Genomic DNA, 22,146 nt, shown 5'->3' on the forward strand with positions numbered 1-22,146 from the left:
AGGGCTGCCAGGGGCTGGAAATGCGGATCCAGCCGGTTGAAAGCCGACGCAGGCAGAGCCTCGGCTGCTTCGATGGGCACTTTTTCAACGGCCTGCTAAACCCTGAGGTGATTCAGACGGACAGAATACTCACTTCTGCCTCACGCCGGGCTACGAGGCCAGGCAGAACCTTGCCTCCACCGTAGACCCACCGCCGTAGCTCAGTCGCGGCTGCGGTCCAATCCCTCTGATTGACCCGCCGCCGCAGCGCCGATGTCTGCAGCCGCCCCGCGCCGAGGTTGAAGGTGAAATCCACGATGGCCGCGAGCCGTCCTTCGGGCTCAGTGGCTAGCACTGGGCAGTAGCGCAGCGTGGCGGCGAGCGCCACCCGCAGATCCTGGGCAAGGTAGGCCTCGGCCTCGCCTTCCGTGATCGGCGGATGCTTGGGGTCGCAGAGGTGGCCGTAGCCGATGGTCCAGTAGCCGGCCGGGCAGACGTAGGGATGCGCCCGGCCAGGATCGGCTCGCGGCACACGGTGGAAGCCCTCGAAGCGCTTGGCCAGGTCGATGGCCGCCTGCGGCACCGCGATCACGGCCGCACCCGGTCGAACACTCGCCCAAGGAACCAGAAGTTCAGCACGCCAGCCCAAAGCGCCTGATCGGCCTCTGTCCAGGCGTGCAGGATGGCCAGGCCCCAGCCCGCATCGGCAGTCACGGCGGCCGCGAACGCCGCCGTCTTGGCCGCGCAGTACAGCGCCATGAACCAGTAAGTGATCACCGGCCGCACGCTGGCGGACAAGGCGTCGACCCAGCGCACGCCGGATCGTTGACCTTGGGCGGCGACCGACTCGCGCAAGGCCTCGAGGGCGCCGACGTTCCACGCCGCATCCGCGCTCGCACCGATCTCGGCCATCCGCTGCGCGCCGCGCAGTTTCTCGAACTCCAGCGCCTTGTCCTGCATGGCGAGTTCATGGCTGCGCTCGCCTTTTCGGTCAAGCCACTTCAGGATCTCCGGCGCCAGACGGAAGGCTCCGCCCAGCAGCCCACCGAGCAAGGTCTCGATCATTGGCTCCCTCCCATCAGCTTGAGCTTGATGGCGGCCCCGACCAGCAGTGCGGCGAGGATGCCGGTGGTGACGACCTTGATGACGGTCTGCCACGCGGTGCGCCGCGCGTCGCGCCAGGCTTCGAGCAGGTCGCGCAGTTCGCGGATGTCGCGCGCAGCGTGGCCGTTTTCCAAGCCAAGGTGGGTCAGGACACGCTCGGCCCCGCGTTCAGCGGCGCTGTCCAGCAGTTCGTCGAAGTCCTCGCGTCGAATGAGCAGCATGTTTTCCACGAGGGCGGCAGGTTGGTGTTCGTCGGTCATTGCAGTCTCCAAAAACGACGAACCCGCCTTGTGGGCGGGTTCAGATGGTTGCGGGTGGGTGAAGATCAGATGGCGATGCCCGCGCTCCAGCCGGTGGACTTGTAGGCCGAGAGCTTGGCCTCGTCCTCGATGTAGCAAAGCCAGCCGATCTTGGGCACGTGGTACTCCCAGGCATCGGCAATGCGCACGGCGATCTGGTTGGTTTTGCCTGCCCACACGCCCGTGGCAGCGGCAGGAATGAGGTAGCGGTCGCCGTTGGCGGGGCTGGCCGGTGGTGTGGTCAGGTCGCGGTCTTTCACGGACAGACCTACCACCGCGCCGAGGCGCTTGAGGTTGGCGTCCATGCCGGTGTCCCAGCCACTTTCGCCGAGCGTCCAGCCGTAATTGAGTCCCAGGTTTGGGTCGGTCGATGACATGGTTTATCTCCAGAGATTCGAGGCTTGACGAATACGCCGGACAGCGTCCGGGTCGCCGGTGCGGTGGCTTTGCTGCGGGTGTTGTCGCCAATGCCGCCCAACGATGGGTAGGTACAGCACGCCGCCGCGCTTGGCCACGAGCAGGGTCAGCAGCCAGTCGGCGAAGTTGTTGAGGTCGGTGGTTTCCTTGAGCACGGCCTCGACGACGGATCGACGCATCACGATCAGGCCATGCACGTGGCTGGCGCTGTTGGCGTGCTGCCAACGGCTGTAGGCCAGACGCCGCACCGCGATGTCCTGGCCGTTTTCGTCGGTCAGCGCCTCGTCGGTGTAGGCCATCACCGCCTGTGGGCAGGCATCCAGCGCATCGGCCAGTTGGGTGAAGGCACTGGCTTCGTACAGATCGTCGGGATCGACGAAGGACACCAGTGGCAAGGTGCCTTGCGCATAGCCTGCCGCGCGTGCTTCTCCAATCCTGCCCGGAATGCCCGGCAAGACGTGCAACTGAATAGGCGCACCATCGAGACTGGCGATGCAGGCCTCCCGCCATTCGGCAGGCTCGTTCAGGGTGAGCAGATGAACATCGATGCGCGGCTCCATCACACACCTCCCCAATACTGTCCCCAGCGCAGGCCGTAGCCCGCGCGATCCAAGACACGCACCTGGGGCTGCCAGCTGCTCAAACCATCGCGCTCGGCACGGATCTCGACCGTAATGCGGTCGCCCAGCGCACCGGTATCCAGCGCGGCCACGGCCGCCGTCCAGACGTAGGTGGTGCCAAGCAGCCCCGTTTCCGTGTGCGCCAGCACGTTGTTGCGATTGCGGATGCCTACCGTATAGGTCACGCCCGATTCTGGCCCGATATCGCCTTCGTCCTGCCGCACGAGGTAGGCGGTCTGCTGCGTGCGGTCACGATGTGCCCACGCGACGTTGAGATCACCGGCCACAACGGCAGGCTCAGTCTGGCCATTGAGGCGGATACGACCGGGTGGATATGGCAAAGCCTGCCGACCAGCGAGCACCATCGGCTGCCCATTAGCGGCCAGCAGAGGATCGCCCTGATCGGTCGACGTGCGAGGCATCGCGCCCACGAACACCGACTCGCCCGGGGCGCGCTCCGCGCCTTCCGATGCCAGCCATTCGCCGACACCGATCAGACGAGCCCCCGAGGCATGTGCTTGGGGTGTGGTGTCTAGTACGCCGCGTGCAAGGTCAACCGTGGCCGCAGTGGTATCGAAGTCCAGGACAGCGACGGCTTCGCGGATTTCACCGCTGCCATCGACCAGATAGGCGTAGTCGCCCACGGCCAGTCTTTCCGGCTGGCTGATGGCCGTCACCGGCACACCGATGGCATCGGCCTCACTGGCTGGCAAGGCGGCATCGAGCGTCAGCAGCGGCGCATAGTCCTCGCCCACGACGGCAGTGAGGTCGCCGCCGGATGCGCCGGTAGCCAGTTGCCAGTTCAGTTGCCCGGTGCCACCGGCGGCAGCCAGCGCTCCAAGATAGGTGTCCGTGTCGGTCAGGTAGGCCAGATCTGCGCGCGACAAGCGCCGGGCCAGTTCCCAATACGGCACTTCGACGGCCAGTACCAAGGCGGGCGGCAAAGGTTCGATGGTCGGCTCATCGACGTGCGGTGGCGGGGGCGACAACACGGTGTTGCTCATCCCGAACACATCTTCCATCGCTTCGATGCGCCACTCGGCCGCGCCCAAGGTGCCGGTGTCGATGCCGGTGACGCGCACCACCATCTGATCCACACCCAAACGCGGCCAGTTCAGCAGAAACACATCGCCCGGCAGCGGCGCACGGGGAAGCCGGTCGCGCGCCACGGTCAGACTCATCCGGGCCAGGGGTGAACCCAAGGCGCGCAGGTCACGCAAGGCCAGCCGGGCAGCCAGCGGCCCGTAGTTGACGCCCGGGTAGTCGCGGCGCTGATTGATCACGCCGCCTTGCAACTGGATGGCGGCCAGGTTCTCGACGGTGACCGTCGCATCACCGCCCGTTTGCCAGTCGGTGTAGACCACGGTCAGTTCGTTGGGCAGCTCGCCCCACTGGGCGCGCTCAAAGCGTTCCAGCCGCACGATTTCGTCAGGTCCCAACTGCGGCAGACTGTCGATCCAGTAGTCGTCACGCAGCAGCTTGAGTTCAAACGTGCCTTGCTCCGGATCGGTGTAGAGGATGCCGCCAATGTGGTCGACGACCTGGCCGATGAAGCTCTCGATGGGCTGCTGGCGCGTCCAGATCAAATTGAGGCCGAAGCCCTCGCTCGACAACGCCCATGCCGCGTTCCAGAAGCTCCAGCCGATGGTGCTGTGCGGATAGCCCATGCCCCAGTGCGGATCGGTGAGGCACTGAACCAGGATGTGCGCCGGGTTCATGCCGACGCTGATCTCACGGGCCTCAGTCTCATCCCAGGTGCGGACTTCGGCGTTCCACGCCATCCACGGCGCATCGAACCAACCCGCCGTGAAGCGACGCACCCGTACCGCCCATGGCTTGATGTACGGGTTGTTGGCCGCGAACAGGATCTTGCGCGCCACCAAGGACAGCACACCTCGGAATGCCGGAATGGAACTGCCGAGACGGCTCATCAGGTAGTCGTTACGCCCCTGACCAGCATGGCCCGACAGCACATCGATGGTGCCCACGACGCCGCCTTCGCGCTCGTCGCCGCCAAACAGCGTGGGCTTGTTGATCGAGAGGCTGGTCAGCCCATGCCCGTTCGGTAGCGGCGCACGGTCGGCATCGCCCCACGCGGTACGGTCGCCCATCTGGATTTCCTGCACGGCATCGACGGGCCCTTGGCACAGGGCCAGATGCAGCCCCATCCGGTAGCGGTAGCCGACGGTTTGCTTTTTGCTACGCCCGCCCATCAGTCGTGCTCCCGCTGGCTGGACTGATTGCGTGCGTGCTCGACCACCCGCTGCGCCATGGCATCGCCGGTGGCCAGCAGGATGTCGGCGTCACAGCCATCGCGCAGGAAGGCGCGGAAGTCCAGATCGTGGCGCGCAAACCATGTGCGTGTTCCGTTCACGCAAAGGCCTGCGGCGCGCACGTGATCGATGGTGATGACGGTCTGCGTGGTCTCAAGAAACACGCCGGGCCGCCCCAAGTGTTTCTTGGCCCCTTGAGGGGCAAAACGAGCGAAGCGAGTTTCGGGGTGTGGGATCACTTTTTGCCACCTTTCTTCTTGATCGGATCGGCTTCCAGATCGCCGTACCAGACGACGTTGGAGCCGCGCAGCAGCACGGTGCCGAACACGACGGGAATCGGTCGGCCTTCTTCTGCGGTGGGGGCATCGACGTCGGACAGGGACGCCGGTTTGGGTTCGGGCGGTTTCGGGGCGAGCGCGACCGAAACCAGCGCCGCCACCACGAGGACGACGAGGTACCACATGGCGATTTCTCCTGGGATTCAGAACACGCCCGTCGAGAACGGGTTCTTGCTCGGGATGGCGGGAAAGCCGCCGTAGTTGTGGCTTCGGCCGCCGCTGCGCGGCTTCACGTCGGCTGTGCCGACATGGGCCTTCGCCGAAACGCTGCGGTTTTCGGTCAGAAGATCGGTGTGCCGCTGAAGGGGTTCTTCGTTGGAATGAACGGGAATCCACCGAAGTTTTCGAGGTTGCCGAAGCGCGACTCGCAGGTGGCCGTGCTGTGGTCGCAGCCTACCGTCAGCAGCACTTCGGTGCCGACCTCAAAGGCGACCGGATAGAGCAACTCGACGCCGCCACCGTAGTCACTGACGATCATGTGGCGGGCACCTGCCGGGGTTTGCAACCAGCCACCGGCCAAGCCACCGCTGACGCTGCCGGGCGTGCCGCCGTCGAAATCGACGTTGCGGCCATAGCTGTTGCTCACGATGGCACTGGCGGAAATGGGTGAGGCACCACAGGCTGCCGAATACAGCACGTGGGAACACTTGCGGCTGTAGAGCCGCCGCAACCCGATGCGCTTGAGGCTGACTTGCGCCGACTCGCAGCGAACACGAGCCACATCGTCAGCGACTTCGACGCCCAGCACCCGGCCCATCCAGCGCGTGCCGGAGATCCACCAGTAGTCGCCCCAGGTGTCACGTCGACCGATGCGCAGGGTGATCGAGGTGGTGTCACCGGTCAGCGAGTTGGCGAGCAGATGGCGCACCACATCACAGTTCGGCGGCAGTTTCAGATCCAGCCCAGCCTTCGCAGCTTCAGCACCCAGCGCCAGTTCGTTGCGCTCGATGGCAAGGCTCTGATAACGGTTGCCGTCGAGATCGACGTCGAATTCGTGGGGCGTCAGGAAGAACTGGGCGGTGTTGCTGGCGAAGGCGTATAGCTCGACTTCCAGCAAGGGGTTCTGGCTCATCGTGCTTACTCTCCCTCGTAGGTTTGACGGTCATTGCCACGTGGTTCGGGCAACTGGCGCGCGGTCAGGGTGATCTCCAGCAGCGTCGGGCTGTGCCAGTACAAGTCGATGGCATCGTGGTCGAGGCGGCAGCGCACGAGGCGAATGACACGGCTGCCTTCGGGCACTTGAGTCTCAAGTCCAGAGCGCAGCACCAACACACCGCCCTGATCCAGATGGCAAGTCGCCGTCAGGGCGTACTGCCGGTAGCCGTCCGGATGCACGATCGAGCAGGCGGCGGGGCGATGCCAGAACGCGGATATGTCTTTGCCATCCACGCGCAGGAAGCCATCTGCGGGATCGGCATCGACGGTCACCCACAGGATCGGGGCCAATCCATCGGGCAGCCAGAACGCTTCCAGACGGCCTTGGGTGCGCCACAACCGCGCCCGCCAGATTTCGATTTCATCGAGTGAGCTGGCCAGATAGCGCCGCTGCAAAGTCGTCGTCGACCACGGATCGTCCCGGCGCACCCACGGATCAGCGGGCGACAAGTCCTGGCGGGTGATCGTCGCTTGTGCGGCAGCCGTCGGATCGTCGCGCCAGTTGCCATCCGGCCAGACCGGGATCTCGTCGAGCCATGGGTCATCCAGGACATCCTGATCGGGCAATGGCGCAGGCTGGATCTGCGTAGGTACGTTGCCGCCGACCATGCCCGGCACCCACTGCGTGAGATCCGCCGGGTCGATGGCCTTGCCCCACACCAAGGGCATGACGGTGCTGCCCACGGCTGCGGCGCGTGCCAAGGGCTCCGTCAGCCACAGCAGGCCGCTTTCCACATCGCTGAGCTGGGCGATCTGCCAGCCGTCCAGAGCGATGATCAAAATCCAGCGGCCATTGTTCTCAGTTTCCTGCCAGCCCTGCACCCCATCGTAGGTCAGATGCACATTGGCCGAGAGGGGCCCGAACTGTTTCCCGTCCGCTTCCGTCACGCTGAGCGCCAGTGCGCCACGTTCGCAAGACTCGGTCAGGTGAACCGCGTACTGTGGCAGCGGCCACAGCGCCATTTGACCGAGATGATCGGCCAGCCAGTCGGCCACCAGGGCATCGGTCTGGCGAGCGTTACCCACCTTGTAGGTGAGCCAGCGCCGGGGAATGCGGCGGCGTGCCTGCCGGGATTCGCTGCCACTGGCCAGCCGCGTGACGCTGGTCTGCCACTCCAGCCGTTCCACGAGGGGCTCCATCCAATCGTGTCGGAAGGCAAACACGCCGCGTTGCACATCCGGCCACGGCTGGTCGCCAAAGGCATCCATACCGGTGGCATTGATGCCGCTCGAGGCCGTATCCCGGCGCAGCACTTCGACCAAAAAGGTCGGTGCATCGATGGGTGGCCAGGGGCCTGCCAAGGATTCCGCCAGCAGGCTGGCCGCCAGATTGGGGGGCAGCGGAGCCACAGCTGTTTCCGGCGTGAAGCGGGCTGCGCTCGCCCCGAAGGTGGCGCGCGAGAGCACTTCACCCTGGAAGGCGGGCAGTTCGCTTCCCGGCGTCGGCGAGCTTCCAACCTCCGCGAGGTCTTGAACGACGACGCGATCGGTCATGCTGACTCCACGCCGAACTCAGCGGCATTGAAGGCAGCCTCCGTCCACTGCACGTTGCCGTTCGGGTTGCGCTCGAACAGCGTGCTCTGCCACGCCAGTTGCTCCTGCAGAATGATGTCGGGGCTGACGGCGCTTTGCGCACCGCTGACCACGAGGCCTTTGAGCTTGCCCAGACCGGCGTCGGTCTTGCGCGCCAGCATGGTCAGTTGCACGCCGTAGATGGCAGGCGTGGCCATCACCGGCAGCGGCTCGACATCGAAGGACTGACGCAGACCGCTGCTTGCCGCACTGATTGCCGTGGCCTCGTCCTCGTCACTGACGGCTTCCCATGCGGCGGTACCGACCGGACTGGCTGTCCACTGGTTCAGGCTGCCATCGGCCTGAGCCTGCAAGGCATCGACGCGCACGTCGCCAAGAAAGGTGTTGTTGATCGTGCCGCTGGTGTCGGCAATGTAGAAGTCGTCGACATCGATGGTGAGCGGACAATTCTGACCGGGCACTGCGCCCACGAAAGCCGTGAGCAGTTGGCCACCGCCCTGGATGGTGTTCTGCGCCGTCATCTGGATGGCCAGGACGCCGTTGATGCGCACCGACAGAATGCCGTTGCTGGTGCCTTGGATGACCTGCAACTCGATGTAGTGCCAGCCGCGTGCCGAAGCCGTGGCTACCGAGGTCGAGATCAGCTGCTCGTAACCATACTGCCAGCGGTAGAGCTTGAGCCGACCGTCCTCGCCAATCTTCACCAAATGCGCGACCTGTGAGTTGGCATCGCGCACGCCGAGCAGCAAGGGTTCGGTGTAGGTGTTCTGGTACGGCACCACACGAATGGCCGCGCCCACGATGAGGCTGGTCTTGGTGGCGTCGAGGTTCTTGACGTAGCCGCCTCCGGAACCTTCCGGCAATCGCAGGGCATAGGAGGACGGACGACGGCCATTGATGCGGGTGGCCTGCGGCGACAGGTAGGCCGCCTTGCCGCGCGCCAGCCAAGGATCGCCAAAGCTGTCCACGGCTTGCGGGTCGTAGTGATCGAAACCGTCGATGAACAGAAGTGCCATTGGACTTTCCCCTGAAATTCAGCCTTGCAGCGCCGCACGGATGGCCCGTGCATTGCGCCCGATGATGTTGACGATGACTTTCTCCCCGGCAGGCGACTGCAGGTGGTCGTGGGTGACGCCCGGATCGACCGCGTTGACGATGCGCACCGCCTGGTTCATCTGCGGCTGCGCGGGCGGCACTTTCACTTGCGGAACCAGACCGCCTGCCGCGAAGGCCAATTCGCCGCCCTTGAAACGTGGGCCTGCCGACAAGCCGTTGAGCGAATCGAGAAAGGCCACGCCGACCTGGCGCACGGCGGCCGCCCGCACCACGTACTCGCCTGCGGACAGACGCGCCGGGATCGAATCCGAGGTGGCGCTGCCCGGCCCGGTGACCAGACCGCCACCCGCGAACTTCTTGATGCCGCCCAAGAGCGCCATCACCGCCGCGACCATCGCCACCATCGCGGCAATGGCCAGCCCCGGGCCGACGATGGGAATGGATGCCTGCGACGCTGCCGCACCGGCTCCCGCCTTGGCCGCATCCATCGACACCATGGCAGTGGTTTCCGTGGCCTTTTGCGCGACCTTGGCGGCGCTGGCCGCCGCATCGACGGTCTGCTCCTGCTGGATGAAACCCAACTTGAGGGCCAGCATCCGCGCCTGCATGGCGATCCACTGCTGGAACGGCTGGATCACGATTTGCTGCAGGAAGGTGTCGGCCACCTGCTGAAAAATGCTCGCCAAGGCACTGCGCCAGGTTTGCGCGCCGGTGATCATCCCGTTGAGCGCACTGCCGAAGCTCTCGCCGATGCGATTCCACAGCGGAGCCATTTCATCGACGGTGAGCCGGGTGCGCTCCAGCTCGTTGCGCCACGCCTGCACGCGAATCACCGCATCTGGCCCGATGGCCTGCGCGGCTTGCTGCATGGTCGGCAGCAGGCGCTCCATCTCGGCGGCCGATTGCTGCTGCAAGGCCACGATCTGCTGGCGCGCCTGCGCTTCGGTGAGTAATCCGGCCTGCTGCTGGATGCCGATGGCTTCTTGCGCATTGCGCAGTCGTTCGGTGACCTGTCGCCACTGGGCTTCCAGCGCCGCCAGATTGGCTTGCGCGGCCTTCACATTGATCAGCCGGTCAATGAGCGACACGCCGTCGGCATCGGCCTCGAGAGCCAGTCGCGCCCGTAGATCGCGATAGCTGCGTTCGATGGCGGCCTGCCGGTCGGCGTCGGTGGCCGTGCCGGTGATCTGCGCCAGTTCCTCGCGCGCAGCGGAGAGCGCATCGGCCAGTTCCCGCTCGGCTTGCGCCGCCTTGCGGGCATTGGCCTGCTCGATGTCCGTGCGCCGGTTGTTGAGCGTGATGAGTTCGGCTTCCGCCTTGGCGACTTCGGCCTTGGCACGCAGGCGGTCGTTCTCTGACTTGCCTGTGGTGGCGACTTGCTGACTGCGGGCCAGCTCCTGCTGCTTGCGGGCGATCTCGGCATCAACCTCGCGCTGCTCGATGGCCGTTTTCTGGGTGTAGTAGTCGCGCACCGAAACCAGACGGTCTTCGAGCGCAGCATCCAGCGCAGTTTGTTGCCGGGCCAGTCCATCCTTGAGCAGCGCAAACTCGGCGTCCAGCTGCGCTTTCATCAGCGTGGTTTGCGCGCTGGTCGTGTCCTGCGCGGGCTTGACGGCTTTGGGCTTGGTCAGGCGTTGCAGAAGCTCCGGATCGGCCTGAATCTTGGGTGCCTTGACCTCGATGGGCTTGGGATCGAACAGGCTGTCGCGGAAGGACGCCAGTTCATCCAGCCGTTTGACCAGATTGCCCTTGAGGTCGGCAATGATGGCCTTGGCCCCGTCGGTGTTGCCCTTGAGCGCTTCGACCGCCGCCGCCACACCGGCACCAATGGCCTCGCCCAGGGCGACGAAGGCCTTGCCAACCGTGGCGGCACCGAGCGCCAGGGTCTTGAGCACCAGCACCACGCCATCCAGGATTGCGCGCAGCGTGCCGCCTTGCTTTGCCGACTCGACCATGCCTCCGGCCATGTCGTTCAGGGCGGGCAGCAAGGACGCGATGATCTGGTTGCCGATGCTGGTGGTGGCCAGCTTCAGCTTGTCGAGCGCATCGTTGAAGTTGCCCGCTTGCGCTGCAGTCTCACTGCTCATCTGCACGCCGAGTGCCTGCATCTCGGCAGCGAGCTCATTGATGCCGTCGCGCCCTTGATTCAGAAACGGGATCAGCTCGGCTCCCGACTTGCCGAATAGTTGCACGGCCAGGGCGGTTTTCTCCGCACCATCGGGCATGGCCTTGAAGCGCTCGGCCAGATCCAGCAGCACCTGATCGGTGGCGCGCAGGGTGCCGTCCTGGTTCTTGAACTCGACGCCCACGGCGGAGAATCCGCGCGCGGCATCCTCCGACCCGGTCGCGGCTTCCAGCATCGTGGTGGACAGCTTGCGCAGGCCCTTCTCGAACGATTCGCCCGAAACACCGGACTGCTCGGCTGCCGGTTTCCAGACTGAAAGAGTCTCGACGCTGACACCGACACGTTGCGACATCTCATCCAGCGCGTCGCCAGTGTCGATGGCCGATTTCACCATCGCGGTCAGGCCTGCCACGGAGACAGCCACGCCGAGATTGGCCAGCACGCCGTTGACGCTCTTGGCGGTGTCGGTCAGGCCACCCAAGCCCCGCTTGATCGAGTCGAAGGCGGTCTTGGTCTGGTCGACGGCGCTGATCAGGATCTGGGCACGGTTGCTTGCCATCAGACTTTGTCCAGTTCTTGTTGAATCGCCCGCGCCAAGGCAGGCAGCGCGCGTTGCACGCCACCCGCCAGATTCAGTCGCCGTTTGAGATCGACGCGGCGGACCAACATTGCGATGGGAATCTCCTGGCCACGCTTGATCTGTTTTGCGCCAGTCCGGGCACGTTCGGCGCGCTTGAAGCGGCCCAGCTGCGCAGCGTTCTCTTTGATGTTCTCGGCCATCAGCAGCACGCGACCGTTCTTCTCGATGAAGAAGGCATTGCCCGAGCGCATCAGGCCGTCAATGACCGCCTTGAAGCGCTTGGGGCCGATGCGCCCGGGCAGCAGCGGGATCAACAGATTGCCACTGACCGTGCCGCCTTTTTCATGGATGCCCAGCCACGGAATCTTGCTGCCCACCCACAGGGCAGGCAGTTCCGTGGGCTTCTTGTCGAACACCTTGACGCCCATCGAGGAGATGAAACTGTTGCGCTTGACGGTGAAGGCCGTGCGCATCTCGGATCGCGCGGCGTCACGCACTTCACGCCCGCCCGATTGCATGCCTTTGGCGACGGCGGTGTGGATGGCACGACGCCGCTCGGTGCTCCATGCTGCCAACTGGCGGGGATCGAGCAGCCCGGTGGTGGTGAGGGAGAGACGCATGGCATCAGTTCTTCAGCAGATCGCGTTGCAGGTGCTCGATGCTGCGTCTGTCGCCCTGCGCTGCCACGGCATGAATGCCGAGCAGCTGGGCCAGTTGCTGCCGCTCGATCTGTCCGTCGGCATTCAGAAAGGCTTGCGCCTGCGTGAGCGTGTAGGCCATGACGTCGCCCAGGCGGTGCCCGGCGCGGATCAGGCGGGCGACGGCACTATCCCACCCACATTGCCAGCCGAGTTCGTCAGTGAGCGCAGCGTCGGCGCGAGTCGCTGGGCCGCGCCCTGAATCGCCGGGACGACGTGCGCCACGAAAAAATCCGCGTTGACCTCGAACACGGCGGCGGCCAGTTGCACGGCGTCCGCAAGATGAAGGTCGTTGATCCACGCACGCTCGCGTCGGGTGGTGATCGCCAGCAGGTCGAGCACGGCCTCACCGTGCCGCCCGAGCAGCGCGAGCCAATCCGGCTCGGCCGAGAGGTCGGCTGCGATGGGCCGCACCGCGGCGAGTAGCCGCGGCAACTCGCCCAGGCGGATCGGCGTGAGCTCGACGGACACACCGGCCACCGTGACCACCTGGGGCATGGGTGGGAATGTCTTGAAGTCATCCATCACAGCAGCACCAGACGGCCGAACTGACCGAGATCACCGCCCACTGGCTTGGTCAGATCCGCCAGCACCTGGCCCGACAGCTCGAACTTCAGCAGTTCGTCCGTGATGATCGAGAGTTCCTTGGCCGGGTTGATGGCCACGCGGTACAGGTCGATCACCACCTCGCGGTTGCCGTCGGCAGTATTGAGCCCCTCGAAGCGAATCCATCGCTCGGGCAGCGGCTGGGTGAACATCGCCGTGCTCTGCGCCGCACCATAGGCGTAATCGACCGTGAACGGCTCGGTGTACGGGCCGCCCGACGTGGCATCCAGAATCACCAGCGAGCCGTGCTTGGCATTGACGCTGTATTGGCTGGCCGGGAGCGTCTTGGGCGTGGCATCGGAGTCCTGGATCTGCACGGCCGAGACGTTCTGCATGGCCAGCGGGTACAGACTGCCCGGCGTGACCGGGAGGGGCAATGCTTCGCCAGTCACCGTACCGGGAGTGATCGTGGTCGTGGTGCCATAGAGCGCGAGCGCCAGATTGGTGGCGATCAGCTCTTCCAGCGTGCAGGCGAACTCGCCTTTCTTGGTCTTGATGAGTTGCAGGTCGGTCAGGCGCTGCCCCGACTGCGCTTCCTGGTGCTCGATGGTGTCCACCGACAGCGACACCTTCAGTTCGGGCACGTTGCCGACGAAGGTCAGCCCGGCCGGGTTGCCAAGCTCATCACGTGCGCCGATATAGACGCGGCCTTGTCCGGAAAAGTAAGCCATGTTCAGTCTCCTTGGGTGGCTGCAGTGGTGGAAACACCGGACGTGGCATCACGGCGGGTGGTTTTGGAATCGGTGGCAGTGGTGGCCGCTTTGGCCGTGCCTTGGGCGATCAGCCAACGGGCGCTGGCGTCATTCAGATCAAGGCGATCACCCACGGCGAGGCGCTTGCCTGCGTGGGTATGGGGTTTCAACAGTTCGATGTGCATTGGGGATTCATCCTGTTTGGGTAAGGTCGATGGCGTGGGTGCGGTAGCGGATTTCGTAGCGGGCGGGCAGCGCGACAGCCCCGGCGTCGGCGTCGTCGAATTCCCATTCGCAGTCGATCTCGCGCACGGCGATGGCCAGCCCGCCCAGATTCGGGTCGGCGAGCATTGCCGCGTGGGCCGCGACCAGCGCTTGGTCGGCGACGTCGAAGGCATCCGCGCCGCGTGCCACCACGGCGAGCCGGACGACCAGCAGCCGGTCGACGAGGTGGTTGGCGTGGGCGGTGATGCTGTCGCCATCGACGAACAGCAGCAGCGCCGGACTGGCCTCGCGGGTGACCGGCACGGCAGGCATGCGCAGCACCGGGATCGGGGCAATCGCATGGCCTAAGCGCGTGACGACCTCCCGCAAGACGCGCTCGCGGATGGAGTTCATGGGGCGTTCCTCAGAGTTGGGAGAGCGAGGCGCGACGCTCGGAGCCGTCGCCGATGGCACTCACGTCGCGCACCCGGTAGCTGTGGCCTGCCACCTCGACCATGTCCCCAACGGCCAGCGTCAGCCAGGACGCCGGGTAGTCGATCTGGTAGTCCCGCGACAGTGCGAAACCATCCAGCACGGTTTCGTCCGGCGCACGAAAGGCGCAGTGCACCGTGTTGCCTGCCACCGTGACGGCGGTGAGCAATCCGGCGTTGCGCGCCGCCTCGTAGAGCGTGACGACATCCATCAGGACGCCAGCACCTTCACCAGTACCGCAGGCCGGTGGCACATCGGCAGCGGGTTGGACTGCGTGTGCAGATCGGTGCCCCGGTCGAACTTGCGCGGTTCCTGCTTGGCGTACAGCGGCTGGCCCAGTGTGTTGGCCGTTTCGTTGAAGTCGGCAGGCGCGAAGTACGTGGCGAAGGTGTCCACCGTGCCTAGCGGAAAGGCGTGGCCTTCGCCTGCTTCGATGAATCGGCGCACGTTGTCGTCGCCATCGCTGGCTTCGCCTGCGTATTCCTCGAAGGTGATGCCGCAAAACGGGAAGCCCGAACGCATATCAGTGCGCAGCACCTGTCCGTCCTGCCAGCGATGGTAGGCTTCGATCACCTTCTCGTGGCTGGTGAAGGCGTCGAAGAACTCCGGTGACACGAGGCAATGCACGCCTGTCATCCGTTCACCCTTGAGGTTCTTTTCCATGTGGCGCTTGAGATCGAGACACTTCTTTTTGATGTCGGTGCCCGCGTTAGTCAGCTGGAAATTGACCACCTTCGGCGTGATCTCGAACAGGTCGAACAGGTCGTACAGCTGCGATCCATCGGCATCGAGGATGATGCCCTTGAGCGCGCCGATGCGCAGATGCTCGAGCGTGATCGCGTGCTTGTTGCGCATTGTCTGCAGATGCTCAGCCATCACTGTTGCGATGGTCTGCACTTCGGTTTCCGAGCCGAAGGCGCGGATGCCTTGCACTTCCTCCGGCAGCACCACGTCATCGTGCGGGATGTGCGGAATGGCAAAGGAGCGCAGCTTGCGCTTGCCGCGCACGCCAACCGTTCCGGGCGAACCCACCGGCATCGTCGGCAGCAGTGTCAGGACGCCGTTCTTTTCCTCGACGGCCACCGAACGAAAGCGCACCGGCTTGGGCGGGAACAGGCCCATGCTTTCCATCAACCCGTAGTTGTTGGGCAGGATGTTGATGGCAGCGGTCAGCGCCGACATCGAGAACGCGGGATTCTCGAAAACGTTGTTCATGGTCAGACTCCTTTGCGAACGAGGATGCCGAGGCTCTTGAGTTGCGCGATGGCAGCCTGTTTTTCGGCGGCGGTGATGGTGGCGGGCCACACCAGGGCGTGATCGGCGATGATGGCGTGGCGGGCCAGCATCAGCCCGTCCTCGCGGTCGATGAGCGTGGCGTCCACGGCCTGCATCAGCACGCCTGCGGCGTACTGGCTGCCATCGGTGGCCGATGGGTCGATCTGCTTGATCTTGCCGGTGGCGGTCACCAGACCGACCACTGTGCCCAGCGGCAGGTTTTGGCCTGCGCCCACGGTGATCTGGTCGCGCGAGTAGAGGTTCGGCGCTTCGTATTTCAGAAGATCGCCGAGGTTGAGGCCTTCAGTGACGACGGGCATGTCACTTCTCCAGTCCGGCGCGGGCGCGAGCGGCCAGCACCAAGGGGTTGTCGTTGAGGGATTGCGCCGCCGAGGTGGCAGCGTTCGGGGTGATCAGGCTGCTGATCTCCTGCCCGGTGGCGCGCGCCGTCAGCAGATGGCGGCGCACCGTGGCTGCCGGGGTGCGCGTTGCCAGAAAACCGGCAATGCGTTCGGGACATCCCGCCAGTGCGCACAGTTCGGCGACCTCCTGCGCGTCCTCGATGGTCATCTGCGGGGGCGTGCCATCAACGCGATCAGCATCAGCGCCAACCCCAGGGTCAGCAGTGGTTCCGGGTTCATTCATGAAATGCTCCAGTCGTGGTTGGTGAAGGTGTCCCAGCGCCGCAGCCGCGAGCGCCGGAGGGGGTGAAAGTGCAGCGGTGAGTTCGGCCAGCAGGTCGTCGAGAGTGCCGACGGCATCGGCAAGGCCAGCGGCAACGGCATCGGCCCCGAAGAACACGCCCGCTTCGGTGGCGCGCACCGCGTCATTGGTGAGGCCGCGATGGCTGGCCACGGTGTCGACGAACAACCCGTAGATCCGATCCACCTCGCTCTTGAGAAAGGCGTGCGCTTCATCGGAGATCGGTTCGTGCGGGTTGAGATCGTTCTTGCGCGCCCCGGCAAAGACGGTCGTGTAGCGAACGCCGTCTTTCGCGTCGCGTACCGACTGGTCGGCGTGCATGGCAATGACGCCAATCGAGCCCACGCCGCCGGTACGGGTGACAAAGAAGCGACTGGCGGCAGACCCGAGCGCGTAAGCCGCCGAGTACGCCATGTCATTGGCCAGCGCCCAGATCGGTTTGACCTGCGCCGCCGCACGCACGCGGTCGGCCAGATCGAACACGCCGCCGGATTCGCCGCCCGGGCTGTCGATGTCGAGCACGATGGCGGCCACCGAGGGGTCGGCAACGGCGGCATCGAGCTGGGCGGCGATGTCCTGGTAGCTGGTCAGGCCGGAGGCTGCTTCCAGTCCGACGGTGCGCCGCACCAGCGTGCCGTAGATCGGCAGGATGGCGATGCCACTATCCGAGGCGGGCGGACTGCGCGTAGCGGGTAACGGAATCGCCGTGCCGCTTTCCGTCAGGCCGATGCGTGACCCCAGAACGGCGAGGATGACTTCAAGTTTTGGGCGATGGATCAGCAGCGGCGCGCCAAAGATGCGCGCCGCCATGTGCGGTAGCAGGGTCATGGGGTGTTCCTTCAGGCGGACGACTGATTGCTGTCGGTGGCCTGTGCGTTGGGCTCGGCGCTGCCGCCATCCTTGGAGGTGCGACGCGGATCGGAGTCAAAGATCAGGCCAAGCTCATCGGCGCGCTGGTTGTCGGCGGCGATTTCGCGGTCGACATCCTCGGCGTCGTAGCCGAAGGCCGAGATGGCTTCCGAACGGCTGATCAGTCCTGCGCGGATCGCCAGCAACATCGCCTTGAATTCCTTTTCGGGATCGACCCATTGCCAGCCCTGCGGAATCCATTTGCAGGCGGTGTAGTCACGGCGGCGGCGGGCATAGCCCGGAGCCTTCATGGCGCCTGCCAGCACCGCCTGATCGAGCCAAGCATTCCAGACCGGACGGCAGAGCTGATGCACCAGCACGCCGTGCTGGATGGCCTCGGTGCGGCGGCGAAACTCCAGCATTCCGGCCCGGATCGACGAGTAGTTGACCCCGGAGAGGTCGCCGGTCAGTTGCTCATAGGTCACGCCGATGGCGGCCGCTACAGCACGAAACTGTGCGCGTAGGAATTCGCTGTAGCTTCCACCCACATCTGCGGGATCGGAGAACTTCACGTCCTCGCCGGGCTCCAGGATCTGCAGTGTCCCGGGCTCCATCCCAGCTAGCGCGATGCCTGCATCGTTGGCCACGCCTTCACCCATCAGGTTGTCCTCGGGGGACAGACGGGTGATAAAGCCAGCGAACATTGCGGCAGTTTTCTTGCGCACGAGCTCGGCATCGTCGTACTGATCCAACTCGTTCAACTTGACCAGAGCGCGCGCAAGCCACGGTTCGCCGCGAATCTGTCCGGGGCGCAGCACGCGGTAGAGATGGATGATCTCTCGCGCATCGACACGCACGGTGTCGAATCCGCCTTGCCCAGACATCGGCGCAAGTCGGCCGTCCTCGGGATGCGAGCGATACAGGTGATAGGCCACACGTCGCCCCATCGAATCGAACTCGATGCCAGAGCGCACGACATTGCCGGATGGCAGCTCCGTGTTGAGATGCAGCGGCAGGTGTTCGGCCTCGAGCAACTGCAGTTGCAGGGGTACGTCCAGACCATCCTCGGGGCGACGGGGACGTAATCGGATCAGGCATTCACCACCTTCGCACATCGCGCGTGCAGCCAGTGCCTGCAGGCCGTAGAAATCGGTCTGCCCGCTGGCATCGGCTTGTTCCGTCCAATCGCGCCAGAGGGCCTGTACCTCGGCGCGGAAGGTTTCGTCCTTGGCCATCGACTGCGGCTTGATGCCGGTGCCGACCGCGTTGGAAACGAAAGCCTCGATACCGGCATTGGCCCACGCATTGCGGCGAACAAGATCGCGGGATTTGACGCGCAGTTCATTTGAGGTGGCCAGCATGGCTGCCACGGCACCGGGATTGCCGGGCATCCACGCAAGGGATCGCCGCCCGCGTCCCGCTGCTTCGTGAATAGGTGACTGTCCGAACAGGCTGCGGAATTTGGAGTACCACGCCATCTCAGAACCCCTTGCCCGTGGTGACCCGGATCTGGCGTGGCGCACCGGGCCACAGTCCGGTATCCACGGCCTGCTCGAAGAGGTCGCGCTTGACCGCCGCAATGGCGGCCTGGAGTTCATCGATCGAGCGGTACTCGACCGTCTTGTCGCCAAAGGTCACGCGCTTTTCGCCCTTGACCAGCGCCGCTTCCAGTGCGTCGAGGTGTGCTTGTGTGTAAGCCATCAGCGGTACACCGTGAGGTTGATTTCGGATGAGTCGTCGAACGACGCGGCCGTGGTGGCGCAACTGATGTCGACGAACTGGGCAGTCTTCTGGTCGGTGCTGGATCGCACGATGGCAATGCGCTGCGTGCCGCTGTTGGTGCTGCTGCGGGCGAGCGCCGTCCAGCAGTAGTTGGAATCCGGCATGGCAGTAGCGAAGGTCACGCGGTAGCGGCCCGCCGCCGTCCTGGTCACGCTGGACACGTTGTGCGACGAGCGCACGACGATCTGGCTGCCGACGTAGCCAAAGCAGACCCACGCCCGCGCCAGACCGGGGTGGGCTGCGTCGATCTTGGTCTTGACCTCAAGCCCGACACGACTTGCCAGCGCACTGATGCGCGATGCGAGGCTCATCAGACCAGCGCGCCTACGAAGACCGCGACGAAGTCGGTATCGGTGTTGCCGACATCGCTGGCGGCGACAGCGCCGATGTTGCTGCGAGCCTGAAGTTGTTCGGCTACGGTCAGCGACTGAGCGGCGTCGAAGCGCACGCGGTTGTTGACGGCGGCGAGCAGCGCATCCAGACCACTGGTGCCGTTCTGCAGCAGTTGCTGGATTTCCAGCAAGGTGTCGTAGGCAGCATCGGCACCGCCCAGGATTTCTGACTTCAGTGCATCGAGCAGTGTGACGATCTTGCTGGACGAATAGGTGCTGGTGGTGGCGATGTTGGCGTCGTCAATCACCGCCGAGGACACCACGGCCGCCTTCAGTTCGTTGATGGCCGCGACCAGATTCGATTTGTCGGTGGTGGTCAGGTTGGCGAGGTTGCCCGCCTTGGCGCGGACGTCGTTGAACTCCTGCGCGACGCGGATGACCAGGCTTTCGATACGGGTAGCAAGACTCATGTTTTCTCCTTGGGATGTCAGGACAGCCAGCGGCTTTTGATCACGCGCCGACCGGGGTTGCGGTTGCCAGAAACAGCGAGGCCACCGCGTTGGGTGGCCTCAGTGGGTGATTCAGTTGTCTCAGGAGATGGCGGACTTGCCAGCCCCAGTTGTCGCTCCAGTTCGCGCCAGTGGCGTTCCTCAAAGCGATCCAGTCCCGCGCTGGATGCGGCCGCGCGGGCGTAGACGTAGCAGTCGAGCGCCTCGTTGCGCTCGCGCATCTTTTGCCACTCGCGCACCGGGAAGCCGTTGCGGTCACGGCGGGTGATCAGTTGCTCCGCGCAGAGTTGCTGGATGAACTCGGCATCGATTTTGGGCAGATGGACGAACCCGGCCGGGAACACCGTGGTCAATCCGTCCTCGCCAACATCTGCGCTCTTGCGCAGGTTGTTGTAGAGCTCGAGCTTGGCGATGCCCACTGCCACGCTGTAGACCTTGATACCCCGGCGCAGCTTCTTGCCCGCCTGGGAGACGTCCACCGCCGTTGGCGTGCCGATCAAGGCGGCGCCCCCCATCGCACCACTTCGCACGCCCTTGACCGCCATCACCCGGCTGTCGCGCACCTGCCGCACGAAGGCGTAGGCCTCCTGGGTCGCAAAGCCGGTGTCCAGCGCGAAGCGGGCCAGTGGCATCTGCGCCCCGCCAGCGTGCGTCCAGGTCTCGGCCAGCATCTCTGCGAGGCGCTTCCACACCGCGTCACGGGCGGTGTCGCCCATCAGCACCCGGTGCTCGATGAGCCAGCTCTCCTTGCCGCGCCCGAAGGCCCAGACCGACGCCTCGATGCGATCCTTCTGCACGTCGGCACCGCCCACCAGCAACAGGCCACCCTCGGGCACCCGGCCCAGCGGATAGTCCTCTCGCCGCTCGACCAGCCGCTGCCAGTCCGGCGCTTCGCCTTCCTCGACCCAGGTTTCACCCAGCTCGGTGTTCTTGAAGGTCTTGATCGCCGCAGCCGACCCGGACTCCTTGCTGACCGCAGCCTCCCAGGCTGCGGCGATGTCCCGCCACGAGCGCCAACCCACCGGGCTGTACAGCGAGGACAGGTGAAAGCCCGCTGTCTTGACCCCGTTCTCGGGGACAAGCGCGCGCCACTCGCCATGCTCCAGCATCCATGTCTTGTGATGCTCGGCAATCGCGGTGTCACATGACTCGCAGATGTAGGCAGCGGTTTCCGGTTGCCCTTTGTCCCAAAGCAGCTGCTCGAAACGCAGCCACTGCCGGTGCGAGCAATGCGGACACGGCACGAAGTAGCGCCGCTGGTCGCTGGCCTCATACTCGCGCTCGATAGCCGATGCCCCAGAGATCGTCGGCGTCGAGACGATGAAGATCTTGCGCCGCGCAAAGGTGCGCGTGCGGGCCTCGGCCAGCGAGATCGCATCGCCTTCGCCCTCGACGTCCAGGGGATAGCCGTCCACCTCGTCGAGGAACAGGTAGCGCACCGGCATTGAACGCAGGCCCACGGCGCTGTTCGCGCCGGTCATCACCAGCACGCCGCCGCGGAACTCCTTGGCCAGGATGGTGTTGCCCGAATCGCGGCTCCTCGCCGGTGCGATCAGTTCGGAGAGCACCGGCGACTCCTCGATCAGCGGGTCGATCCGCTGTTTGGAGTTGCGCTTGGCCATCTCCACCGTCGGCCACACCGCCATCATCGGCCCGGGCGCGTGGTGGATGACGTAGCCGATCCAGTTCGAGCCCATCTCGGTGGCCCCCAACTGGGCGGCCTTCATGAACACCACCCGCTCGACCGGCGAGGTCGGCGACAGGCAATCCATGATGGCCTTCAGGTACGGCGTGCGGCTGGTGCGCCAGCGCCCCGGTTCGGCAGAGGCCTTGCTGGACAGCACCCGGTGACGGTCGGCCCACTCGGACACGGTGAGCAGCGGATCGGGCGTCAGCCCCTCGCGCCACGCGCGTTCGATCTCGGCCGCGCCTTCGTACTCGAATTCCATCAGTCCACCCGTGGACGCAGCTCGCCCAGTTCGATCAGGTGCTCACGCACCGCCGCCTCCAGGGCGATGTGCATCGTGTGCGGATCGACGCCGAGCTTGGCTGCCATCTGTGCCGAGATGCGTGCGGGCCAGTTGAGCCACGCATCGCGTTCTGATCGCGCCAACTTGAAAACATGGGCGATGGCCTGCGGCCGATCCACCAGCTCGCCTTTGAGACGGGCCAGGCGCACCTTGTTGGTTTGCGCCTTGACCACCTCGTTGACCGTGCGCGCCTGCAGCAGCGAGGTGCCGCCCGCCGACATCGGCGGCGTGCTGGCGTCGATGGCATCGCGCTGCGGTATTGCTTCGGCTGGTGCACGTCGCGTCTGCGGCGTGCTGATCTTTTGCTGCGTGGCGGCGCGTCGTGGTTGCAATGTGTTCTGTGCCCACTGCGCGTCCGCCGCATCCGGGTCAATCGTGCCGTCCGGCAGCGGCGTGATCCGCCCGGTGTCGATGGCCTTCTTCACGGCCACGTGCGACACGCCACGGTGGCGCGCGTAGGCGCGAATGGACAGTCCCATCGTCACCTTCTTCAATC

At 65.1% G+C, this 22,146-nt stretch carries 28 protein-coding genes; all 28 read right to left on the bottom strand.

The window, feature by feature from the left end; all coding sequences use genetic code 11:
• Window positions 1–112 precede the first annotated feature (112 nt).
• On the bottom strand, window positions 113–571 hold the full coding sequence (locus tag DFR43_RS09080; protein WP_133597888.1) for a lysozyme: 459 nt from the start codon (window positions 569–571) through the stop codon (window positions 113–115).
• Window positions 568–1,044, bottom strand: coding sequence for a hypothetical protein (locus DFR43_RS09085; protein ID WP_133597890.1), 477 nt, complete (start codon window positions 1,042–1,044; stop codon window positions 568–570). Before DFR43_RS09085 ends, DFR43_RS09080 begins: the two co-directional genes overlap by 4 nt.
• Window positions 1,041–1,343 (bottom strand): DUF6127 family protein, encoded by a 303-nt coding sequence (locus DFR43_RS09090; RefSeq protein ID WP_133597892.1) that lies wholly within the window; start codon window positions 1,341–1,343, stop codon window positions 1,041–1,043. The genes DFR43_RS09085 and DFR43_RS09090 overlap by 4 nt, the downstream gene beginning before the upstream one ends.
• Window positions 1,344–1,408: 65 nt before the next feature.
• On the bottom strand, window positions 1,409–1,759 hold the full coding sequence (locus DFR43_RS09095; RefSeq protein ID WP_133597894.1) for a DUF2793 domain-containing protein: 351 nt from the start codon (window positions 1,757–1,759) through the stop codon (window positions 1,409–1,411).
• Window positions 1,760–1,762: 3 nt separating this feature from the next.
• On the bottom strand, window positions 1,763–2,359 hold the full coding sequence (locus DFR43_RS09100) for a glycosyltransferase family protein (protein ID WP_133597896.1): 597 nt from the start codon (window positions 2,357–2,359) through the stop codon (window positions 1,763–1,765).
• Entirely contained in the window at window positions 2,359–4,632 is a 2,274-nt protein-coding gene (locus DFR43_RS09105; protein WP_133597898.1) for a phage tail protein, read from the bottom strand. The genes DFR43_RS09100 and DFR43_RS09105 overlap by 1 nt, the downstream gene beginning before the upstream one ends.
• Window positions 4,632–4,793: a hypothetical protein gene (locus tag DFR43_RS09110; protein WP_342776097.1), complete on the bottom strand. Its 162-nt coding sequence runs from the start codon at window positions 4,791–4,793 to the stop codon at window positions 4,632–4,634. The genes DFR43_RS09105 and DFR43_RS09110 overlap by 1 nt, the downstream gene beginning before the upstream one ends.
• 134 nt (window positions 4,794–4,927) lie before the next feature.
• Window positions 4,928–5,155 (bottom strand): hypothetical protein, encoded by a 228-nt coding sequence (locus DFR43_RS09115; RefSeq protein WP_133597900.1) that lies wholly within the window; start codon window positions 5,153–5,155, stop codon window positions 4,928–4,930.
• A 155-nt stretch (window positions 5,156–5,310) separates the two neighbouring features.
• Window positions 5,311–6,102: a DUF2163 domain-containing protein gene (locus DFR43_RS09120; RefSeq protein WP_133597902.1), complete on the bottom strand. Its 792-nt coding sequence runs from the start codon at window positions 6,100–6,102 to the stop codon at window positions 5,311–5,313.
• A 5-nt stretch (window positions 6,103–6,107) separates the two neighbouring features.
• Window positions 6,108–7,679, bottom strand: coding sequence for a hypothetical protein (locus DFR43_RS09125; RefSeq protein WP_133597904.1), 1,572 nt, complete (start codon window positions 7,677–7,679; stop codon window positions 6,108–6,110).
• A complete protein-coding gene (locus DFR43_RS09130) occupies window positions 7,676–8,734 on the bottom strand; it encodes a hypothetical protein (protein WP_133597906.1) in 1,059 nt (352 codons plus the stop codon). The genes DFR43_RS09125 and DFR43_RS09130 overlap by 4 nt, the downstream gene beginning before the upstream one ends.
• Window positions 8,735–8,752: 18 nt before the next feature.
• Window positions 8,753–11,458, bottom strand: coding sequence for an AAA family ATPase (locus tag DFR43_RS09135; RefSeq protein ID WP_133597908.1), 2,706 nt, complete (start codon window positions 11,456–11,458; stop codon window positions 8,753–8,755).
• Window positions 11,458–12,099 (bottom strand): DUF6441 family protein, encoded by a 642-nt coding sequence (locus tag DFR43_RS09140; RefSeq protein WP_133597910.1) that lies wholly within the window; start codon window positions 12,097–12,099, stop codon window positions 11,458–11,460. Before DFR43_RS09140 ends, DFR43_RS09135 begins: the two co-directional genes overlap by 1 nt.
• Window positions 12,100–12,103: 4 nt before the next feature.
• Window positions 12,104–12,259 carry a hypothetical protein gene (locus DFR43_RS13625; RefSeq protein ID WP_164499723.1) on the bottom strand — a complete coding sequence of 52 codons (156 nt, stop codon included), beginning with the start codon at window positions 12,257–12,259 and terminating at the stop codon, window positions 12,104–12,106.
• A gap of 29 nt (window positions 12,260–12,288) precedes the next feature.
• A complete protein-coding gene (locus DFR43_RS09145; protein WP_133597913.1) occupies window positions 12,289–12,702 on the bottom strand; it encodes a hypothetical protein in 414 nt (137 codons plus the stop codon).
• Window positions 12,702–13,454: a phage tail tube protein gene (locus tag DFR43_RS09150; protein ID WP_133597915.1), complete on the bottom strand. Its 753-nt coding sequence runs from the start codon at window positions 13,452–13,454 to the stop codon at window positions 12,702–12,704. The genes DFR43_RS09145 and DFR43_RS09150 overlap by 1 nt, the downstream gene beginning before the upstream one ends.
• Window positions 13,455–13,456: 2 nt before the next feature.
• Window positions 13,457–13,660, bottom strand: a complete 204-nt coding sequence (locus tag DFR43_RS09155; protein ID WP_133597917.1) for a DUF7210 family protein — start codon at window positions 13,658–13,660, stop codon at window positions 13,457–13,459.
• Between the two features lie 7 nt (window positions 13,661–13,667).
• The gene (locus DFR43_RS09160) at window positions 13,668–14,093 is read right to left on the bottom strand and encodes a hypothetical protein (protein WP_133597919.1); all 426 of its coding nucleotides are present in this window, start codon (window positions 14,091–14,093) and stop codon (window positions 13,668–13,670) included.
• Between the two features lie 10 nt (window positions 14,094–14,103).
• Window positions 14,104–14,382 carry a hypothetical protein gene (locus tag DFR43_RS09165; RefSeq protein WP_133597921.1) on the bottom strand — a complete coding sequence of 93 codons (279 nt, stop codon included), beginning with the start codon at window positions 14,380–14,382 and terminating at the stop codon, window positions 14,104–14,106.
• On the bottom strand, window positions 14,382–15,386 hold the full coding sequence (locus tag DFR43_RS09170) for a major capsid protein (protein WP_133597923.1): 1,005 nt from the start codon (window positions 15,384–15,386) through the stop codon (window positions 14,382–14,384). The genes DFR43_RS09165 and DFR43_RS09170 overlap by 1 nt, the downstream gene beginning before the upstream one ends.
• A gap of 2 nt (window positions 15,387–15,388) precedes the next feature.
• Window positions 15,389–15,766, bottom strand: coding sequence for a head decoration protein (locus tag DFR43_RS09175; RefSeq protein WP_133597925.1), 378 nt, complete (start codon window positions 15,764–15,766; stop codon window positions 15,389–15,391).
• A 1-nt stretch (window position 15,767) separates the two neighbouring features.
• Window positions 15,768–16,976, bottom strand: a complete 1,209-nt coding sequence (locus DFR43_RS09180; protein WP_133597927.1) for a S49 family peptidase — start codon at window positions 16,974–16,976, stop codon at window positions 15,768–15,770.
• Between the two features lie 11 nt (window positions 16,977–16,987).
• Complete coding sequence (locus DFR43_RS09185; protein WP_133597929.1) at window positions 16,988–18,475, bottom strand: phage portal protein; 1,488 nt, start codon at window positions 18,473–18,475, stop codon at window positions 16,988–16,990.
• Between the two features lies 1 nt (window position 18,476).
• Window positions 18,477–18,698, bottom strand: a complete 222-nt coding sequence (locus DFR43_RS09190; protein WP_133597931.1) for a phage head-tail joining protein — start codon at window positions 18,696–18,698, stop codon at window positions 18,477–18,479.
• Complete coding sequence (locus DFR43_RS09195; RefSeq protein WP_133597933.1) at window positions 18,698–19,090, bottom strand: hypothetical protein; 393 nt, start codon at window positions 19,088–19,090, stop codon at window positions 18,698–18,700. The genes DFR43_RS09190 and DFR43_RS09195 overlap by 1 nt, the downstream gene beginning before the upstream one ends.
• Window positions 19,090–19,581 (bottom strand): hypothetical protein, encoded by a 492-nt coding sequence (locus tag DFR43_RS09200; protein WP_133597935.1) that lies wholly within the window; start codon window positions 19,579–19,581, stop codon window positions 19,090–19,092. The genes DFR43_RS09195 and DFR43_RS09200 overlap by 1 nt, the downstream gene beginning before the upstream one ends.
• A gap of 17 nt (window positions 19,582–19,598) precedes the next feature.
• Entirely contained in the window at window positions 19,599–21,569 is a 1,971-nt protein-coding gene (locus tag DFR43_RS09205; RefSeq protein ID WP_133597937.1) for a phage terminase large subunit family protein, read from the bottom strand.
• Window positions 21,569–22,129: an elements of external origin gene (locus DFR43_RS09210; RefSeq protein WP_133597939.1), complete on the bottom strand. Its 561-nt coding sequence runs from the start codon at window positions 22,127–22,129 to the stop codon at window positions 21,569–21,571. Before DFR43_RS09210 ends, DFR43_RS09205 begins: the two co-directional genes overlap by 1 nt.
• Between the last annotated feature and the right edge of the window lie 17 nt (window positions 22,130–22,146).

This window comes from Tepidicella xavieri (assembly GCF_004363315.1).
Classification (GTDB): Bacteria; Pseudomonadota; Gammaproteobacteria; order Burkholderiales; family Burkholderiaceae_C; genus Tepidicella; species Tepidicella xavieri.